The sequence below is a fragment of the Sphingobium sp. genome, from assembly GCF_041987595.1.
Lineage (GTDB): Bacteria > Pseudomonadota > Alphaproteobacteria > Sphingomonadales > Sphingomonadaceae > Sphingobium.
Genome location: NZ_JBHIWJ010000091.1, coordinates 1 through 16,485, shown reverse-complemented (window position 1 = coordinate 16,485; position 16,485 = coordinate 1). Strand labels below are relative to the sequence as shown.

The 16,485-nt window shown below is 61.8% G+C and carries 20 protein-coding genes and 1 pseudogene; 15 read left to right on the top strand and 6 right to left on the bottom strand.

The genetic code is table 11. From position 1 onward, the window contains the following. The 6 genes from ACFC3J_RS17970 to ACFC3J_RS17945 form a co-directional block, all read right to left on the bottom strand. Positions 1-425, bottom strand: a 425-nt coding sequence (locus ACFC3J_RS17970) for a DUF1595 domain-containing protein (protein WP_375197447.1), incomplete at its 3' end; no start/stop codon positions are given. Continuing rightward, entirely contained in the window at positions 422-1,093 is a 672-nt protein-coding gene (locus ACFC3J_RS17965) for a lasso peptide biosynthesis B2 protein (protein WP_185705263.1), read from the bottom strand. The genes ACFC3J_RS17965 and ACFC3J_RS17970, both read right to left, overlap by 4 nt. A 58-nt stretch (positions 1,094-1,151) precedes the next feature. Beyond that, positions 1,152-1,286 (bottom strand): hypothetical protein, encoded by a 135-nt coding sequence (locus ACFC3J_RS17960; RefSeq protein WP_275402220.1) that lies wholly within the window; start codon positions 1,284-1,286, stop codon positions 1,152-1,154. 176 nt (positions 1,287-1,462) lie between these two features. After that, on the bottom strand, positions 1,463-2,074 hold the full coding sequence (locus ACFC3J_RS17955) for a GntR family transcriptional regulator (protein WP_185705265.1): 612 nt from the start codon (positions 2,072-2,074) through the stop codon (positions 1,463-1,465). A 6-nt stretch (positions 2,075-2,080) separates the two neighbouring features. Next, positions 2,081-2,503 (bottom strand): transcriptional regulator, encoded by a 423-nt coding sequence (locus tag ACFC3J_RS17950; RefSeq protein ID WP_185705267.1) that lies wholly within the window; start codon positions 2,501-2,503, stop codon positions 2,081-2,083. Positions 2,504-2,658: 155 nt separating this feature from the next. After that, positions 2,659-2,982 carry a hypothetical protein gene (locus tag ACFC3J_RS17945; protein WP_375197446.1) on the bottom strand — a complete coding sequence of 108 codons (324 nt, stop codon included), beginning with the start codon at positions 2,980-2,982 and terminating at the stop codon, positions 2,659-2,661. Positions 2,983-3,571: 589 nt separating this feature from the next. Here ACFC3J_RS17945 and ACFC3J_RS17940 point away from each other — a divergent pair. From ACFC3J_RS17940 to ACFC3J_RS17870, 15 genes and pseudogenes are all read left to right on the top strand, one after another. Next, positions 3,572-4,285, top strand: a complete 714-nt coding sequence (locus tag ACFC3J_RS17940) for a DsbC family protein (RefSeq protein WP_279606812.1) — start codon at positions 3,572-3,574, stop codon at positions 4,283-4,285. 196 nt (positions 4,286-4,481) lie between these two features. After that, a complete protein-coding gene (locus tag ACFC3J_RS17935; protein WP_043153802.1) occupies positions 4,482-4,796 on the top strand; it encodes a hypothetical protein in 315 nt (104 codons plus the stop codon). Between the two features lie 129 nt (positions 4,797-4,925). After that, positions 4,926-5,192, top strand: coding sequence for a type IV conjugative transfer system protein TraL (locus ACFC3J_RS17930; protein WP_043153801.1), 267 nt, complete (start codon positions 4,926-4,928; stop codon positions 5,190-5,192). Positions 5,193-5,203: 11 nt separating this feature from the next. After that, positions 5,204-5,833, top strand: a complete 630-nt coding sequence (locus tag ACFC3J_RS17925; protein WP_373444015.1) for a TraE/TraK family type IV conjugative transfer system protein — start codon at positions 5,204-5,206, stop codon at positions 5,831-5,833. Positions 5,834-5,870: 37 nt separating this feature from the next. Then, complete coding sequence (locus tag ACFC3J_RS17920; protein WP_185707851.1) at positions 5,871-6,590, top strand: type-F conjugative transfer system secretin TraK; 720 nt, start codon at positions 5,871-5,873, stop codon at positions 6,588-6,590. Further along, positions 6,587-7,921 (top strand): TraB/VirB10 family protein, encoded by a 1,335-nt coding sequence (locus ACFC3J_RS17915; RefSeq protein ID WP_375197445.1) that lies wholly within the window; start codon positions 6,587-6,589, stop codon positions 7,919-7,921. The genes ACFC3J_RS17920 and ACFC3J_RS17915 overlap by 4 nt, the downstream gene beginning before the upstream one ends. 26 nt (positions 7,922-7,947) lie before the next feature. Then, the gene (locus tag ACFC3J_RS17910; protein WP_279606638.1) at positions 7,948-8,553 is read left to right on the top strand and encodes a TraV family lipoprotein; all 606 of its coding nucleotides are present in this window, start codon (positions 7,948-7,950) and stop codon (positions 8,551-8,553) included. Continuing rightward, positions 8,550-11,072, top strand: a complete 2,523-nt coding sequence (locus ACFC3J_RS17905; protein ID WP_185705273.1) for a TraC family protein — start codon at positions 8,550-8,552, stop codon at positions 11,070-11,072. Before ACFC3J_RS17910 ends, ACFC3J_RS17905 begins: the two co-directional genes overlap by 4 nt. Beyond that, complete coding sequence (locus tag ACFC3J_RS17900; RefSeq protein ID WP_185705275.1) at positions 11,069-11,398, top strand: hypothetical protein; 330 nt, start codon at positions 11,069-11,071, stop codon at positions 11,396-11,398. Before ACFC3J_RS17905 ends, ACFC3J_RS17900 begins: the two co-directional genes overlap by 4 nt. Further along, on the top strand, positions 11,395-11,772 hold the full coding sequence (locus tag ACFC3J_RS17895; protein WP_185705277.1) for a hypothetical protein: 378 nt from the start codon (positions 11,395-11,397) through the stop codon (positions 11,770-11,772). Before ACFC3J_RS17900 ends, ACFC3J_RS17895 begins: the two co-directional genes overlap by 4 nt. Beyond that, positions 11,769-12,005, top strand: a complete 237-nt coding sequence (locus ACFC3J_RS17890) for a hypothetical protein (RefSeq protein ID WP_043145490.1) — start codon at positions 11,769-11,771, stop codon at positions 12,003-12,005. Before ACFC3J_RS17895 ends, ACFC3J_RS17890 begins: the two co-directional genes overlap by 4 nt. A gap of 4 nt (positions 12,006-12,009) precedes the next feature. Continuing rightward, positions 12,010-12,666, top strand: a complete 657-nt coding sequence (locus tag ACFC3J_RS17885) for a conjugal transfer protein TraW (protein ID WP_375197444.1) — start codon at positions 12,010-12,012, stop codon at positions 12,664-12,666. Next, positions 12,663-13,676, top strand: coding sequence for a TraU family protein (locus ACFC3J_RS17880; RefSeq protein WP_185705280.1), 1,014 nt, complete (start codon positions 12,663-12,665; stop codon positions 13,674-13,676). The genes ACFC3J_RS17885 and ACFC3J_RS17880 overlap by 4 nt, the downstream gene beginning before the upstream one ends. A 319-nt stretch (positions 13,677-13,995) precedes the next feature. Beyond that, a complete protein-coding gene (locus tag ACFC3J_RS17875) occupies positions 13,996-15,927 on the top strand; it encodes a hypothetical protein (RefSeq protein WP_185705282.1) in 1,932 nt (643 codons plus the stop codon). Further along, positions 15,924-16,485, top strand: a pseudogene (locus ACFC3J_RS17870) (conjugal transfer protein TraN); the annotation flags it as partial. The gene ACFC3J_RS17875 and the pseudogene ACFC3J_RS17870, both read left to right, overlap by 4 nt.

Here is a 16,485-nt window from a genome sequence, read left to right as displayed (position 1 = left end):
AGGGCCGCCAAGTCGCGAGAGTCAGGCTGCTCTGTTTCGTTCATAAACAGAAAGGCAGGCGATGACAACACGATGGCGAGGGTATCGATCATGGCTATTTGGAATGGCTTGTCCAGCGCCCGTTGCTTCTCGAAATAGCCCACGAGACCATCGATGTAGGCAGGTGTTGGGGGACGGCGTCGGAACGCTTCAAGGGTGAAGCGCTCGATGAGTTCGCGGGCGTTCTCATCGTTCCAGGCAATCTCAAGACCGCGCGGTCCGCCCGTTTCGGAGAAACAGTCGCCCAGGAGAATGACGCTATCATGATGGAAACGCTGGACTTCAAGGTCCGCGCTGCAGGTGATGGCCAATTCTTCTGCTGCCCCGATATCCTCCAACGACATGGGTCCGCCGCGGCGCAGGATGATCGAATAGCGCGTGTTCATGGCAGGGCAAGCACCGGACGAAATGCCCGGACAGTCTCAATATCCTGTCCCAGAACCACATCTCCATGCTGGACCCAGCAATGCGCCTGGAAAGGCCCCAACTGGACGCCAAAGACGATTGTCGTGCGCAACCTGCAAAGGGCAAGATAGGCTTGCAACGCGAGCGCATCGGCAAGACAGCGATCTTTGCGGGGAAAAAGCAGGCTGGCGCTATGAAAGGCTGCAAGAAGTACAGAAATTTTCGATGGCAATAACGCCTTTTCCCCTGATCGCACCAGGGATGTCGCCAAGAAGATCCTCATCCTCAACGGGCAGTATCGCGCCACAAGATGGAAGAATGCCAGACAAAGAAACGCAGCGACGTAATGGGCGCCGAAGGCAAGCTTGTCCGAAGTCACTTCATCTCTATCGCACAATGCGCGGGTAGGTCTGATCCCGGAAAAAGGATGGGATGAACCCGTTGCAGCGTGTGAAGATATGAACAAGCCGGTTGCAGCCAGGGCCTCCCGTCCTTTGGCATCAACGATACGGCCAACCACCAGGTCGCGAACGGCCATCTCCAGTTCGGGCGCTATCATGAGATAGCGATCGCGATCGACGTCCAGGAAAACCAGCCGATCGCCAATATCGCAATATCCAACACGCGGTTTCAAGATGACGGCATTCATCGCTGGCCCCTTAAACCTTGTCTGGTCCGGCATGGCGGCCGAACCAGACTTTTGGTTGTCAGTCGTCGAGAATGCCCGCGGCCGACTGCCCCTGCGGACTGTCGGTAAGGCGCTGCCCCTGGCCGTTTGTCACCTTGCTGGCGACACCCAGTTCAACGACGGCTTCGTCGGATTTGCCATATGTGCGTTCCATATTTGCCTCCTTCTGATTGACCACGCGGTTCGTGGCGACAGAAAGGCTATGTCGATGGAAGAATATATTCGCCAATATTTGCTTTCATTGTGAAAGCATTATCCGCGAATATTGCAATCATGAAATCATGATATTCACGCTCTGAATATTTTGTCTTGTTATGAATTATTTGCCTATCATTCACACAGCATCGGCGCTGCCCTGATCCGGCGGCGATGATAATTCCAGAGCATCTCCAGAAGTGCTTTTCCTGTCCCGGAAACTGCCAACATATTGGCACGACGAAGTTCGTCGGCGCAGTCTGGCCAACGGTCCAGCTCGCGGAGTCGGACGGAACGTAGCCGTTCTCCGGCATTGGCAATCGCCGCGACAATTTCCGCTGACTGGGATGCGGCTGCAAGTGCGAGAAACATCCGCTCGGCGGTGCCTACGATCGCGGCTGAGGACGTGTAGTCAGTGACCCAACCATCCGGGGCTATAGGGCGTTGCATATTTTGCCGTGCGCGGCTCTTGAGCGCCATACGAATGAGTTGACCGTGCCATGTATAGCAGTCGCATAATGCTTCTGAAGTCCAGTCGATAATGCGGAAACCATGATGCTGTCCGGCCTGAAGCAAGCGTTCGCCATACATGCGATGCAGTACGTCTCGAATAGGCGAGGGACTGGTCCCGAATTCCGAGGCGAGAACGGCAATAGACAGATCGGTAGAGCCGACGTAACGCCCCGAAAGCAGTGCTTCTTTGAGGTCTAGATAGACTTGTTCAGCATGGCGCGTTCCTGGTGACATGAGAAGTCACTCGTCCAGCTTTTTATCAGGATTGGCATCTGCATCAGGCGTGAAGAGCTGGCGCGAAAGCGTTTCGAGATTATGTTGTGCGATGGCATCGATGCAGACGGTTTCCAGTTTCGAGAGATCCCCTTCCAGTAGCACGCGCGGAAATACCCGACGGTGTTCCATGAAAAGCAGGGGTATGACGAGATGACCGGTCGAGAGACCCAGCGCATGCGCACAGCGGAAATGATCGTCGAGACGGGACTTGGGGTTGCCGGCCTCGATTTCGCGAAGCCAGCGCGTGCCGATCCCTATGTTCGCCGCGAAATCTTCCTGCGTTATCCGTTCGACCCGTCTCTTCATTTCGATGCGCCTCCCGGACATCAGCTTGATCATCTCAAGGACCGAGGGATCGCGTGCATTGGGTATCGCCTGTAGCGGCATGACAAGGTCTCCCTGCCAATGGCTCAAAGCTCCCGTGCACAGCCCACGGGTCAAAAATGTTGTTAGTCGCACCAAAGGTCAAATTTTTACGCTTTCATAGTGAAAGCATTGGGAAACGCCCTATGTCGCAGGAGTAGACGCCTTATTACCCATCGTTACGAGGTGATCAGCGCTGCCCGTCGATAGGCGCTTTGCAGCTCCCGATCTTCGGAAGCCTGGAACATGATCAGCGCCACATTATAAAGTCGCCATGTCGCCACCCCACTTCCACATTCGCCGCTCTCGATCAGGCGGCTCGCGATGCGATCGACGATGTTAGCCAATCGGGATGTCGTACCGACAAAGCGAAATGCAGGACCGCCCAACGCCCCGCAAAGCGGCGATTCGAGTTCTGCGACAATCTCGGCAGGGTCGCAGCGATCCAGAATGCTCATCGCGACATGGAGAGTCGTTCCATAGGAAATAAACTCGCGCGTCATTCTGGCAAGCCTGCAATGGCAGGCGAGAAATTGATCGACGCCCTTCTCCGATAACTGGAGTTTGTAAGTCCTCGATGTCCTCATGCACGCTCTCCCTGCATGATTCGCAGCCTGCCAGCGCCCGTCGCGGCAGCGTCCCGATGAATAGAGACGGGCAAATGACGCCGAAAAAGCGGAGAAATCGGCACTGAAGTGCCGATTTCGGTACTGAGGTGCCGAATCGGCATCTCAGTACCCGGCCCATTGCGTGGCTTGCTCTGACCTTTCATCCTTCATCCATCCGAACAACACGGTGACGGCGAGCACAGCCCTTGAACAGTGCTCCCAGCCCAAACCGCATAACGAAACCCGGCGTGCAGCGATGCGCGCAGGATGAAGGAGGCTTATGTCAGTTTCGCATAGACATTCCGGATTGGCGATCCCTCCATTTGTGAGCGAGCCAAAGCCTTCCAAATGGCCAACGCAGATTTGCGGCAGATCGCGTGTTTGGAATGGGACCGTAGCAAAATGGTTAGGCGGGATCAGTGCGGCTGCACTGATTGCCTTCCTTCAGCCTGGTGCGGCCTATGCGCAAAAGGATTCAAAGCCTATCTCCAGTGCGCAGCTCACCGAAGCGGCTGGCGAAGCGGAAAGGCAGCTTCAACAGACCTTTACCAATCTGCGCTTTGAGGAATTTGGTCCCGCGCCCGTCGCGGGCCCCATCTATCAGGCGACCGCTGGCGGCCGGATCATCTACTATGCGCCGCAAAGTGCGCATCTCTTGTTCGCTACGGTCTACGACCGCAACGGCGTCAACCTGACCGCGCTGGCGCAGGAACAGGGTGCCACGCGCCGTGTCAAAGCCATCGACCCTGCCAAGGCATTGGCGATCGGCCCTGTAGATGCGCCAACGGTCATAGAATTCACCGACCCGGACTGTCCTTACTGCCAGGCGCTCGATCGGTTCTGGAGCGCCAAGGCAGCAGAGGGCAAGCCGGTAAGGCGTCTCATCTTCTTCGTGAGCGGCATCCATCCGACCGCTGCTGCCAAGGCGGAGCATATCCTATGCTCGACAGATCGCGAGGCGGCCTTCCGGGCGGCCTATTCCGGCCAGACACCCCCCGTCCTGCGCCAGTGCGCGCAGGGCCGTGCCAAGGTTGCGGAGGACGCTGAACTGGTCGCCAAAGTGGGCGTTTCAGGAACGCCGACGCTGGTCGCCGATGGCAAGTTCATCTCGGGCTTTCAGCAGGCCGAACTCGAAGCGTTCCTCGATCGGCACGCAAAGCCTGCGCTTGCAAAGGCAGTGTCCGATGTGCGCCGCTGAACGGGCGCGCGCCATCGCGGCTGCGCACACTCTCTTTGCGGAGGGCATCCGGCCCGGCCCCAACTGGCCAGCGCGGATGAACCAGGATGCCGGCGGCGGCGGGCTCATGGAGCCGTCCACCGACGCCCCGGCCGACACCGATCTTGCTTCGATGCCGGCAGGCTTTGGTTGGACGGCTCCTTTTTGGAGCAATGCTATGATGCAGAAATTTGGCAACAAGGTCCTGGCGGTGGCCAATGTCGGCCTCCCTTTAGGCGCGATGGCCCTGGTCGGTGGCCCGGTCCATGCCTTCTCGGCACCCGCCCAGGGCGATCTTGGTTACGACATATACGATATCGTCGTGAACCAGGGCGTGAAAGGTCCGATGGGATTTGTGGGCGGCGTCGCTGCCTTCCTGTTCGGCGTTTCGCGCCTTTTCTCGAATATCATGATTGGCATCCCGACCATCGTCGCGGCTGTCTGCCTCATCAAGGCGGACTCCATTCTCCAGACCTTCGGGATGGTCATCTGAGACGCGAAGGTGGGGCGCGCACCTGGCTGACCAGGCGCTTCCCCCACTGGCAACAGGCTGGGAACCGATGGTCGGTTCCTGGAGGATGATACCTTTGAAGGTATCATGAAGCCAAGAGGAGAAGGGCAGATGGACGAACGCCTTCCGCAATATCTGCATCGGCCCGTCCAGATCCTTTGGTTTGGATCTGACGAGTTTCTGCTCGCGACCTCGAGCATTTTCGTGGCCGCGATCGTGGGCGGACTTGTCGGCTGGGCGCTCATCGCTGCCCTTCTCCTTTTCATCCCGTGGAAGCGGACCAAGCCCAGGGGCTATCTCCCCCATCTCGCCTGGCGCTGGGGTCTTGTTTCCTTTCCTTATTATCCGGGTCCTACCCAGACCCGCTTCTTCGAGTGAGCGCCATGGGCATGTTCGGGCACAAAAAGACAAAGGAGGATCCGCTACTGGGCAAACCGGCCAGCTACGGCATCCATCGCTATCTGCAGGGCTCGGCCAACCTGTTCGAGGAAAACCGCCTGCTCAAGGTTGCCATTGCGGGCATGTTCGGCGTCACCGCCGTGCTGGGCGTGGTCATCTACACGACCAACCAGAATGCCCGGACCGTGATTGTCCCCTTTGGCGCCACAGGCGATCTTCATGTCTCGGGTAATACGCCATCCGAAGCCTATATCGTCGCCATGACGCGCAACATCGTCGCGCTGTCGGGCACCTGGTCGGCTTACTCGGCCGACCGGCAGTTCCAGGAGCTGTTGGGGCTCGTTCACCCGTCCGCCTATGGCGCGATGCGCGACAGCCTCAACGCCATGCTCGACGAACTGGCGAACAACCCTACGCTGTCGATCGCGACCTATATCCGCAACGATCAGCCGGTCCGCTGGACCGCCCATGAGATCGTCGTCCCGGTCGAGAAGGTCCGTGTCATCGGCGGCGTAATCCGCAAATTCCGGGGCATTTTACGCATCGGCTACGGCATTGAAAATGGCCGTTTCTGGCTGACGCGTCTTTCCGAGGAGCAGTTCGATGTCGAAACACGCTAATCAGCGCATAGGAGCGTGCGCCGCTTTAACCGGGTTCATGCTGCTGGCGATCCCGGCCTCAGGCCAGACGCTCCATGCGCTGCCCGATCAGACCAGTCGGATCCGTCTCTCCAACCGCGACATCAACCATGTCGTGTGCGAGGGCGGCGAGATCGAGGATATCAAATTCTCGGCCGAGAAAGGTCTTGCCGTCGAGAAAGGCGGATCGGACGCCTGGATCAAGTTCCTCGCCCGCGAGATTGACGATGCAGGGCAAGTGACGCGCAGCTATGTGACGCAGCCTTCCGAGTTCTTTGTTCACTGCAACGGCGCGACCTACCCGCTCTATGCTGAACCGGCGGAAATTCCCGCGCAGACGGTGATACTTGTGCCCGGCGCGCGGCAGCGTGCCCAGGCCAATAGCGCCTTGATGGCCGCGCTGGCCGATGAAGATCGCGCCGTTTCCATCACCATGGCCCTGCTCGACGATCGCATCCCTGCCTCGTTCAGCGAGGTCGCGCCGTCGGGTGACGCGGTCGGCATTGCGGCGCTGCCGGGCCTCTCGATAACCGAACAACGCCGTATCGCCGTCGAGGGGGCAGGTCTCTCGGCCTCGCAATATCATGTGCGAACCACGGCGGCGGTGACGCTGGATGAGCGCCAGCTCGTCGATCCGGCCCTTGGGGCAGGCATTTTTTCAGTCACGTTGGACAGGGTCCGCCTCGATGCGGGCGAAACGGCCCGACTTGTCGTGGTGCGCCGGGGAGCCGGGCAATGAGCGGCGACAAGAACAAAGACGCAGCGGAGACGCCTGAAGGCCTGTCGCCCTATCAGGCCCATCTTGCCGCCCAGAGCGGCGGACCGAAGGATGACGCCGCGCGCCGTCCGTCTCCGGCCTTGCTCGACCTTAAGGCGCAATGGGCCAAAATGTCGGCGCGGCAGAAACTGCGCGCGCGTCAGCTCGCCGTCGGTGTCGCTGTCGGAGCGCTCGGGATCGGCCTTTACGCGGCATCGGGCAGCAAGGAAGACGTCAAGCCCACCGATCCCGCCGCATCGCTCAACATGGGCGCGGGGCTGCGCGGCGACAGTCTCGAGGTCAAACTGCGCGGGGATTTGAAGAAGGTTCTCGACGGCCAGCAGTTGCTGGGCGACCGCGTCAGCGCGATCGAGGAGGGTAAGGTCATTCCCGGATCACGTGTCCCGGGAACTGAGGGCAGTCAGACCATGGATGGCGACCTGCCGCCCGCCCTGCCCGACAACGTTCCAGCCCTGCCCTACCCGCCCGAAACCGGCGACATCAGCGCGGATGCCGACAGGCTGCCTGCGCCGCCCACCGGCCCGGTTACGCCGCCTGCCCCGCCTGCGCCTCCGGTCGAAAAAACGGTCGGCGCGATCGGCTCGGCGGCCGGTCCGGTCATGGCCCAGGGCGCGGCCGACAATGCCGCATCGTCTAAAAAAAAGAATCGGACCATCTATTTACCGCCTGGTTTCATGAAAGCGCGGCTCCTGACCGGGATCGACGCGCTGGCGAGCCGGGACGCGACCAGTAATCCTGAACCCATCATCGCCCGGGTGCAGGCGCCCGCGGTCCTGCCCAATGAGGTGAAGGCCAATCTAGCCGGCTGCTTCGTGGTCGGCAACGCCACCGGGAGTCTTGCCAAGGAGCGGGTCGAGGTCCAGCTCGTATCGCTCTCCTGCGTGGATTTCGACGAGCATTCGATCGTCGATCAACCGGTCAAGGGCTTCTTCGTCGATACCGACGGCAAGAAGGGCCTGTCTGGCAAGGTGGTGACGCGCGCCGGGGCGACGCTGGCGCGCGCCATCATTGCCGGGACCATCAGCGGCATTTCGCAGTCGGTCGAAAGCACGTTCGGCAACACTTCGACCTCAGCGCTGGGCACGGTGCGCACGCTCGATGCCGGCGATGCCGCCAGGACGGGCATTGCCGGGGGGCTCTCCAAATCCTCGGACAAGCTCACCGACTTCTATCTCGATCTCGCCCGCCAGGCTGGTCCCATCGTCGAGGTGGGCGCCGCCAAGGATGTGGTCGTGGTGATCCAGGAGGGCGCCACCCTCGAAATCAAACCCGGCGCGGGAGTCAAATTCTGATGTCCGCGCCCATGGGAGACAAAGCCATGAAGATGCTCCGACCCTGCCTCCTCGTCCTGCCCCTTCTCGCGCTGCCCGGCTGCGCGACCATGGGATCGGTGATGTCACCGTATAGCGAGAAATTCTCGTGCAAGAATAGCGATCATGGCCAGTGCATTCATCCGGGCCAAGCCTATGCCGATGCGGTCGCAGGCCGCGCCTCCAAATCCGATCCTGCCGTCACCCATGATCGCAAGCTGCTCACTCCGGACAAGAAGCGAGCCCGCGGCATAGAAATAAGCCCCGCCAGGGCTGCGGCGACACCCTCGCCTATGGCGCAACCTGGCCAGGGCCATGTCGGCGCGCTGATCGAGGGGCCGCAATCGCCAATGCTGCGCCCTTCGCGCACGATCCGGACATTAATCCTTCCCTATGCCGCCAAGCAGCGCCCCGACCGGCTCTATATGGCGCGCTATGTCTATTCGATCATCGACCGGCCCGCCTGGGTCGTGGGCGACTATCTGGTGGAACCGGGCGGGCGAACGCCCGCGCCACCGGTGCTGCGCACGATGCGCGAGCCCGAACCGGGCAGCACAGACGTGCCAACGCAAGAGGCCATGCCGCTTACCGTCCATCCGGACAAACGGCCATGAGCCCGCGCCCCGGTCACAAGGGTCTGAGCTATCAGCGCCTGCGCGCCGCCGTGACCCGCGATGCCTATTCGGATTTCCTGCCGATGGTCGCCTGGGTCGAAGAGGAGGAAGCTTTCCTCTGCATCGACGATGGCTGGGGCCAGGCCTGGGAGCTTGTTCCGTCAGCCTATATGTTCGCCCATGTACAACAGGCGTTGCTCGGGCTGCTCAACATTCATTTCCCCGAAGGCACGGTCCTCCAGCTTATCACCTTCGCCGATCCGCTGATCGACCCGGCGCTTGACGCCTATCTCGATATGAAGGTCCGGCCAGACCCGCTGGTCCAGGCTTCGGCCCGGCGTACGGCCGACTATCTGCGCGGTGGTACAAGGGGCCTGGATGCACTCCATGCCATCCCGGTACGCGACTTCCGGTTGTTCCTCGCAATCAAGACGCGGGTGAAGCTCGGCGCGGACCTGCGCCGCCAGGTGGAAGAGCAACTGGCGAAGATGGGCATTCGGCGTTTGCCGCCCGACGAACTCATCAGCGTCTATCGCCGGATCTTCAACGGCGTCTTTGCGCCCGCGCCGGGGGTATTCCTCAGCGAGAGCATGGGCGGCATGCCCGCCCCGTCGATCGCGCGGCAGATTATCGAGGCCGGACCTGACCTCTGCTTCGAAGGCCCCGAGGTGTTCCTGGGCAACCAGGTGGCGCGCTGCCTCACGCCCAAAGCGCCGGCGCGCCGGATCACCGCCGAGCGCGCCAACCGCCTCATGGGCGGGATGCGCGGCTCTGCGGAGGACAGCGACCAGATTGGTGGGCCATTCCTCTATTGCCTCTCGGTCCTGTTCGATCATTCGCAGTTCGAAATCCACAAGAGGGCGCAGATCCTCTCGGCGCAGAAGGCCGCGGGCAGTTTCGCGGTCGAGGTCGGCAAGCAGATCGAGGAGATCGGCTGGATCTTGGATGAAGCGTCCAACAGCCGGTTCGTGTCGGTGATCCCTACCATGTGGGTATTCGGCCGCGACAGCGCCCAGGCCCGCGAGATGGCGGCGCGCGCCAAGCGACTGTGGGAATCAGAACCCCTGCCCTTCATGGTGCAGGAAGAAAGCTATCTGCTTCCCGTGCTGCTCGCTGCCAGCCTGCCCTTCGGGCTTTATCCCGAAAAGCAGACAATCAAACTGTTGGAACGCGATTTTCGCATGGCCGTGAAGGCCGCCAGCCTCATGGCGCCGGTCCAGACCGACTTTCGCGGCGGCGGCCGCCCGGCTCTCCTCTACGTAGGCCGCAAGGGCCAGCTCATCACGCTCGATCTCTTCGACCCGCGGATCAACAATTATAATTTCATTGTCTCGGCCGAAAGCGGCGCAGGCAAAAGCTTCCTGCTCAATAATTTGTGCCAGCAATATTATGCGCAGGGCGCTCTCATCCGCATCATTGATATCGGCGGCAGCTACCGCAAGCTCTGCACGCTCTGCTCTGGCCGTTATATCGACATCGGCGAGGAGCGCCTGGTGCTCAACCCTTTCGACATGGGGCTGGCGCTCGATGGCGAGGACAAGCAGTCGGCCATTGCCATGGCGGTCGCGATCGTCGCGGAAATGGCGAACGCCTCGACCCGCAAGCCCGTCACCACATCGGAATGGAACCTGCTCAAGTCCGCCGTCCAATGGACCGTTGATAGCGGGCGCGGCGACGACGGCATCGACGCGGTGCGCCATTGGCTCGGCCGCTATCCCGACAATGCCGCCTCCGACCTCGACCGGGTCGACCATCTGGTGCCGGTCGCGCGCGAACTGGCGTTCAATCTGCGCGATTTCGGGTCGCAGGGCGCCTATGGCCATTTCTTCAATGGTCCTTCGACACTCGACATCTCGCGCGATGAATTCGTGGTGCTGGAGCTCGAACGGTTAAAGGCGCTGCCTGACCTCTTCAATGTGATCGTCATGGTGGTGGTGAACGCGGTCACGCAGGAACTCTATCTCTCGGCCCGCGACAAACCCCGCTTCGTCCTGTGCGATGAGGCAGCGCAGTTCATGACCCGTAGCGACGGGCAGGATCTCTCCCGTCTCGCCGAGGCTTTCGGCCAGGGCTATCGCCGCGCGCGCAAATATCAGGGGAGCTTTGGCATCGTGCTCCAGAGCATGAACGACCTCATGCTCTTTGGCGGCACCGGACAGGTGATCCTGGAAAATGCCGCGACCAAATTCCTGTTGCAGGGCTCCACTTATGACAAGGCAGTGGATAACAAGATCCTCGATTATTCGGGCTTCGTCCTCGATCTTCTGAAATCGGTCCGAAACGCCAAGCCCAACTATTCCGAAGTGTTCATCGACAGTCCATTGGGCCTCGGCATCGCGCGACTGGTGGTCGATCCCTTCAGCTACTGGATCAATACTTCTGCGCCCAATGAGGTTGCCGCGTTCGAGGCGCTTGTGCGGGCCGGTCGCAATCCGCTGGAAGCGGTGTGCGAACTGGCCGGTGTCGATCCGGCCCAAATACTGAGCGGAAATACTCGCCAGGGCGGGAGGGCGGCATGACGCACAAGCCTGCAACCCATCCCGATCAGCTGGCACTCGACTGGGAAAATGACCCGGCGATCGAAGCGATGATCGAGGCGCGTGTCGCCCGTCGCGCGGAGGCCGCCGCTTTCCATTGGCGACTGCGGCTTGTGGCCATTGAAACCTGCATGATGGGCAGTCTCGTCATCATAGCCGGGATCGCGCTCCATCAGCAGCCGCTGCAGGCCATACGGGCAGGCATCCTTGTGGCTGCCGCCTGCTGTGCGAGCGGCATGCTGCTGATCGGCCTGTCTGGCGCATGCGGGATGGTCTTCTCACGCTTCCGGCAATGGAGGGCGCGATGAAGGCCGATCACAGCAATGGCTTCGATCTTGGCCTGGACGTCGGAGACGATGTCCATGGGCTCCTTGCCTACGCGCGCAGCGTGAGCAACCCGGCGCTTGGTATCGACGCGGTCGCGCAGGCGATCGTCACGGTCATCCAGGCGGAACGGCGTTTTGCGCGGATGAGCTACGCCCTGTTGGTGACCGGCGGCATCGCCAATGCCGCGTTCTGCGCATTTGCGGCGGCGTGGCTCTTCCAGGCGCCGCTTGCCCAAGCCATGTTCATCGGCATCTGCGCCGGAATGGGCGCGGGCTCGACAGGTCTGATCCTTATTCCCTGGGATGCAATCGCCGAGCGCTTTCATACCATCACCCAGCGGTGGAGGCGGATGTGAACGGCATCTTCTCCGCCACGCCCGCGCCAGGACCCATCCGTCTGCTGATCGGCAGCCAGGGCCTTGTGCTCGTGCAATCCTGCATCGCCTGGCAATTGCCGACCGTGCCCGCGGTCGTCCGCATTCTCGGCGCGGTCATTGCCGTCATTGCGATAGCGGCATTGATCAGCGCCGCGATCGGCGAGGCGCGCGAGAACCGTGCGCCATATTGGAGACGGCGTCATGGGCGCTAGAAGCATGGGTCCAAGGCGCTCGCGTCATGCCCTATGGGTAATAGCGCCCTTGGCGCTCATTACCGGACTGCTGGCGCACGCGCCGGTCACGGCTGCGACCAGCATTATCGGCCGCACCTGGCCGATCGCCGAGCCCGATGCGCTGAGCGAGATAGAAAGCCGCGCCGCGCATGTCCCCGACATCAAAGCCGCCTTCGGCCCGCGCGAGCGCTGGTCGGCCATGCAACCTGCCACGCTCGGCATCGCCCGCGCCGATCGGAACCAAACGGTGGTGCCCTTCTATACCCTCGATCAGGATATCCGACTGCCGAGCGGAAAGCTGCTTTACGCCAAAGGCTATAGCTTCAATCCGCTTGCCTATGTGTCGCTGCCTCAGCGGCTGATCGTCGTGCACTCCAGCGATCTGGCCTGGGCACTGCGCACCGCAAGGCCCGCTGATTTCATCCTTCTTGCCGCCGGTGGTCTTTCCCAGGCTAGTGATACAAATGCCGATGCCATCACATTGGGTGAGCAGCACGGCCGGGTACTGTTTTTGCTCGAGGAGCGCGTCAAGGCACGGCTTGGCCTGACGGTCGCGCCGGTGATCGTCGCGCAGGTGGGGCAAAAGCTGGTGCTGACCGAGGTCGTCATGCCCCCAAGTCCGCGGAGGGCTGCGCGATGAAGATGCTCTCCGTCCGCAGCATTTTGACGCTCGGCTCGGCCCTCGCGGCACTGGCATTCGCGTCCCCCGCCCATGCCTCCAAATGCGAGGCGGGCACGATCTTCAATCCGATCACCAAGGTGCGATGGAACTGCATCTTCCCGATCACCATCGGCGGGGTAAAAGTGGGTCCGAGCGATCCGCTCGGCAAGGCGCTCGATGCGCAATCGGCCTCCAAGCCTTTATGCGCCTGCCGCAAAGGCGTGACCTTCTGGTTCGGCGTCAAGGTCAGCTTCTGGTCGCCCAATCGCATGGTCGATGTTGTGACCGAGCCTGGCTGCATGATGGCGCTGGGCGCTGACATCATGCCGACCGGTGGCAGGCTGCAAGGCAGCCAGACCAGCATCGCCGACGGCACCAACACGCGCAAGATGTTCGCGCAGATGCACTATTATATCGCGCCGGTCTGGAAGATGCTCGACATGTTCACCGACCTGCCCTGCATCGAGGATGACGGCTTCGACGTGGCGCTGATCACCGAGGTCCTGCCGACCTGGCAGTCGGCGACCTTGGGCGCGATCATCCAGCCAGAGGCGATCCTGTTCGGCAATCCGGCCGCCGGCCTTGCCTGCATGGCCGACAGCGCTGCGGCCGCAGCGGGCAAGGTCGTCGATCCGCTCTTCTGGTGCATGGGGTCCTGGGGCGCGACCTATCCGGTGGCCGGCGACATCCATTTTGGCGACAGCGTCGAGGCCTGGGCGGGGCTCGCTGCGCGCGGCGTCTTCATGATGGGGCGGCTTGGCGCCCTTACCGTCAGTTCAGCGGACGGCTGCTCGTTCATCCCGCAGCCGGTCTGGACCAAGAGCCGCTACAAGTTCCAGCTGATGGAACCGGTCAAGGGTGGCCAGTGCGTCAATGTCGGGCGGCCAGGCGCGCTATGGACGTCCGCCAAACATGCGCCGGGCAAGGACAATGCCCAGTTCATGCTGTTTGAAAAGACGATCTGCTGCGCCGGGGTTTCGACGCCATGAACAGGTCGCCTTTCCCGATCCGCATGTCCTCGCCTGGCATCAGCCGATGGTCTGCCCGTCATTCCACCGAGCCAGGCGTTCCCCATGCGGTCAGGCCAGTGTCGCATCCCCCCTGCGGCACCGGTCGGACGGTCGGCGTGGCCACAGATACAGACGATCATTCGGCGGTCCCCTCTTCGCCGCATATGGTCGTGACCACGCTGACCGTTTTTGAAGGCCAGGCTGTATTCCGGGCAGAGCTTGCCGACCCTGTTCCAGCTATATTTCTGTTCCGGCTGCGGCGCGGGTCGCGGCAGATCGCTCTGCGCGAGACGCGGCCATGAGGCCAGCTACCCTCGTCCTTGTCGCTGCGCTTAGCCTGCCTGTCCCGCTCCATGCGCAGACCGCGCAGGACCGCGCCCGCACTGCGGCGGCCGCCGCGCGGGCGAAGAGCGCGGATAGCGATGCGCTGCTGGGCAATTATGTGACGCCGGGTCTGGCGGGACAGCCCATCACCACGGTCGACACCAAAAAGACCTTCACCCCCAATCTTGCCTGCCAGAAAAGCGCGACGCTGCTCGAACTGCTCGCTCAGCCCAGCGCCACCGGCGATATCGGCACGCTCAGCATCTCGCGCGACAGCGATCTCGACGGGAGCTTCGATGAGGCATTGACCGTCCCGGTCCCCACGTCCGGTATTTGCGCCAATGGGATCATCTCCTGCGCGCCGGGCAGTTGGGACGCGTGCCGCTTCTTCCGCTGGGATGCTTCGCCGTCCGGATCGTTGAAGCTGTCCCAGGTCGAGCTGACCGATCTGGCCGGCTGTTACTGCGTCAATAATAGCTGCGGCAGCAATCTGGTCTGGGGCAATATGGCCTCGATCCTCAAGGATCTGGGCGGCGGCGTTGTCGGCGCGCTCACCACGGCCGATCCGCGTATCGGCATCGCGCAGGCGTCCATCGATGGCCCGCTCATCCGCTATACCGGCGCGCAAACCACATCCTGCACAGCGCAACCGCAGGTTGGCGCCACAGCGTATAAGGCCAATCCCGGCGCCATGGCGGGCGACGCCTATGGCGCCGCGCAAACGAGCAGCATTTTCCAGGCGCTTTCCGCCTCGTCGACCGGAACCGGCACGTCGCAGGTGCGCCGGAGTTGCGCCATCACCCGGCAGATCACGCAGGAAGAGATGACCGCCGAGATGATCGTCGATCGCGTGGCGGGCGGCTACGCAACCTTCGCAGCAGATCCAAACAGCCGCACCTTCGTCATGGGCTCGCCCACCGACAATAGCCTCACAGGCGGATCCTGCACGCTTATCGATTTTCACATGACATTGCGGGTCAAGGACGCCGCAAGGCTTCAACAGCTACTTCTGACCCGCTTTGGCGGGGACGATTGGGCGCAGATCAGGATCGATGGCGAACTGGTTGGCTCTGGCCCGGAAGTCTGGACCGGATCGGGACCGCCGCCAGGCAAATGCGAGAAGAAGAGCGCCTTCTATGTCGATCCCGGCCTCGATCTCACCTCCAGGCTGACGCAAGGCGATCATGATATCTGGTTACGGGTCGCGGTTGCCGATGGCGGCGAAGCCTATGCCGCGATCGAGGCGAAGGTGGACGCCGGCTGCATGACGAGCGAGCAGCTTGTCGATAGCTGTTCAGGCTATGCGACCAATGACGCCTGCCGTCTCGACGATGAGGATGTCGATGGCGTCATCACCTATCGCAACGGCGTCAAAACCGGGCTCACCCCCCTGCCCCAACCGCGGTTGATCGGCACGGGCGCCTGCGCGATGTCGATCAGCCGCGCCTTCTTCGAGCGGCAGCGCAGCTATGCCTGCACGGTTGATAGCGGCGCGCTCCCACAGCCTGATCTCTCCCGCGGCACCTATATCATCGATCATTCGACCGAGACTTTGCTCGCTGATCGGGTGATGAATGCCGATGGCAGCCATAGCCTGACAACCCGCAATTTCTCCTTGCCTATGTCCGGCAGCGTCAATGCCTGCGAGCCTATCTGCAAAACCCGCAAGGCGCAGGTCAATATTGCCGCAGCCCTCGATGGCGTGACCGGTTCCAGACAGACTGATCCCTTGGGCTGGGACTATCACTATCACGCCTGCCAGGAGAATGATGTCTGCCCTGCGGGGGAGGGCGAGGAACTGGTGCAGGGCTGCGGCTGCATCGATGATTTTCCCGAAGCGGTGGTGATGATGCAGACCGTGCGTCTGGGCGGCGCCGACATGGTCTGCACGAGTGCCGTGCGATGAGATGGCGGCGCACCTTTCCCTTGGGGCTGATCCTCCTCGTCAGCGCTGTTTCCTTATTTCCCGGCACCGCAAGCGCTCAGCAGCTTTGCGCTGTCGATCTTAACGGCAATGGCGATGCGGCGGACGACGGCGAAACGGCAAGCTGTCACCTGACCGGCGCGGGCGGATGGATGTGCCCCATTGGCGAAACGCCGTGCCTGGCGGATCAAGGTGGAGCAATGCGCTGCCCCCTCGGCGATCAATATGCCTGCGCTGTGCCCGCGAGCGGCGACGCGCCGACCTGCTCGGCCAACGCTTGTATCGACACCAGCGCCAATCCCATCATTGAGGAGCCAGTGGTGGATGATCCCGGCGTTGCGGCCGACGGCCCCGTCGATGCCGATGGCAATTGCCTTGGCACGATCGAGATTTTTTCCGGCCGCGCGGCGCGCTGTCGTCCTGCCGGGCTCAGCACCACCTTCCAGAACTGCTGCAAGGACAAGGGCAAGATCGTCAAGGACGGCATGGGCTCGTCGCTCGCATCGACCCAGACCAAGATCGCGATCGCCAAGGGAGTGT

What these genes read in the sequence shown, in the direction of transcription:
- ACFC3J_RS17965 (WP_185705263.1), bottom strand. Translation starts at nt 1,093, where the DNA reads ATGAATGCCGTCATCTTGAAACCGCGTGTTGGATATTGCGATATTGGC.
- ACFC3J_RS17960 (WP_275402220.1), bottom strand. Translation starts at nt 1,286, where the DNA reads ATGGAACGCACATATGGCAAATCCGACGAAGCCGTCGTTGAACTGGGT.
- ACFC3J_RS17955 (WP_185705265.1), bottom strand. Translation starts at nt 2,074, where the DNA reads ATGTCACCAGGAACGCGCCATGCTGAACAAGTCTATCTAGACCTCAAA.
- ACFC3J_RS17950 (WP_185705267.1), bottom strand. Translation starts at nt 2,503, where the DNA reads ATGCCGCTACAGGCGATACCCAATGCACGCGATCCCTCGGTCCTTGAG.
- ACFC3J_RS17945 (WP_375197446.1), bottom strand. Translation starts at nt 2,982, where the DNA reads ATGACGCGCGAGTTTATTTCCTATGGAACGACTCTCCATGTCGCGATG.
- ACFC3J_RS17935 (WP_043153802.1), top strand. Translation starts at nt 4,482, where the DNA reads ATGATGCAGAAATTTGGCAACAAGGTCCTGGCGGTGGCCAATGTCGGC.
- ACFC3J_RS17930 (WP_043153801.1), top strand. Translation starts at nt 4,926, where the DNA reads ATGGACGAACGCCTTCCGCAATATCTGCATCGGCCCGTCCAGATCCTT.
- ACFC3J_RS17925 (WP_373444015.1), top strand. Translation starts at nt 5,204, where the DNA reads ATGTTCGGGCACAAAAAGACAAAGGAGGATCCGCTACTGGGCAAACCG.
- ACFC3J_RS17920 (WP_185707851.1), top strand. Translation starts at nt 5,871, where the DNA reads ATGCTGCTGGCGATCCCGGCCTCAGGCCAGACGCTCCATGCGCTGCCC.
- ACFC3J_RS17915 (WP_375197445.1), top strand. Translation starts at nt 6,587, where the DNA reads ATGAGCGGCGACAAGAACAAAGACGCAGCGGAGACGCCTGAAGGCCTG.
- ACFC3J_RS17910 (WP_279606638.1), top strand. Translation starts at nt 7,948, where the DNA reads ATGAAGATGCTCCGACCCTGCCTCCTCGTCCTGCCCCTTCTCGCGCTG.
- ACFC3J_RS17905 (WP_185705273.1), top strand. Translation starts at nt 8,550, where the DNA reads ATGAGCCCGCGCCCCGGTCACAAGGGTCTGAGCTATCAGCGCCTGCGC.
- ACFC3J_RS17900 (WP_185705275.1), top strand. Translation starts at nt 11,069, where the DNA reads ATGACGCACAAGCCTGCAACCCATCCCGATCAGCTGGCACTCGACTGG.
- ACFC3J_RS17895 (WP_185705277.1), top strand. Translation starts at nt 11,395, where the DNA reads ATGAAGGCCGATCACAGCAATGGCTTCGATCTTGGCCTGGACGTCGGA.
- ACFC3J_RS17885 (WP_375197444.1), top strand. Translation starts at nt 12,010, where the DNA reads ATGGGTCCAAGGCGCTCGCGTCATGCCCTATGGGTAATAGCGCCCTTG.
- ACFC3J_RS17880 (WP_185705280.1), top strand. Translation starts at nt 12,663, where the DNA reads ATGAAGATGCTCTCCGTCCGCAGCATTTTGACGCTCGGCTCGGCCCTC.
- ACFC3J_RS17875 (WP_185705282.1), top strand. Translation starts at nt 13,996, where the DNA reads ATGAGGCCAGCTACCCTCGTCCTTGTCGCTGCGCTTAGCCTGCCTGTC.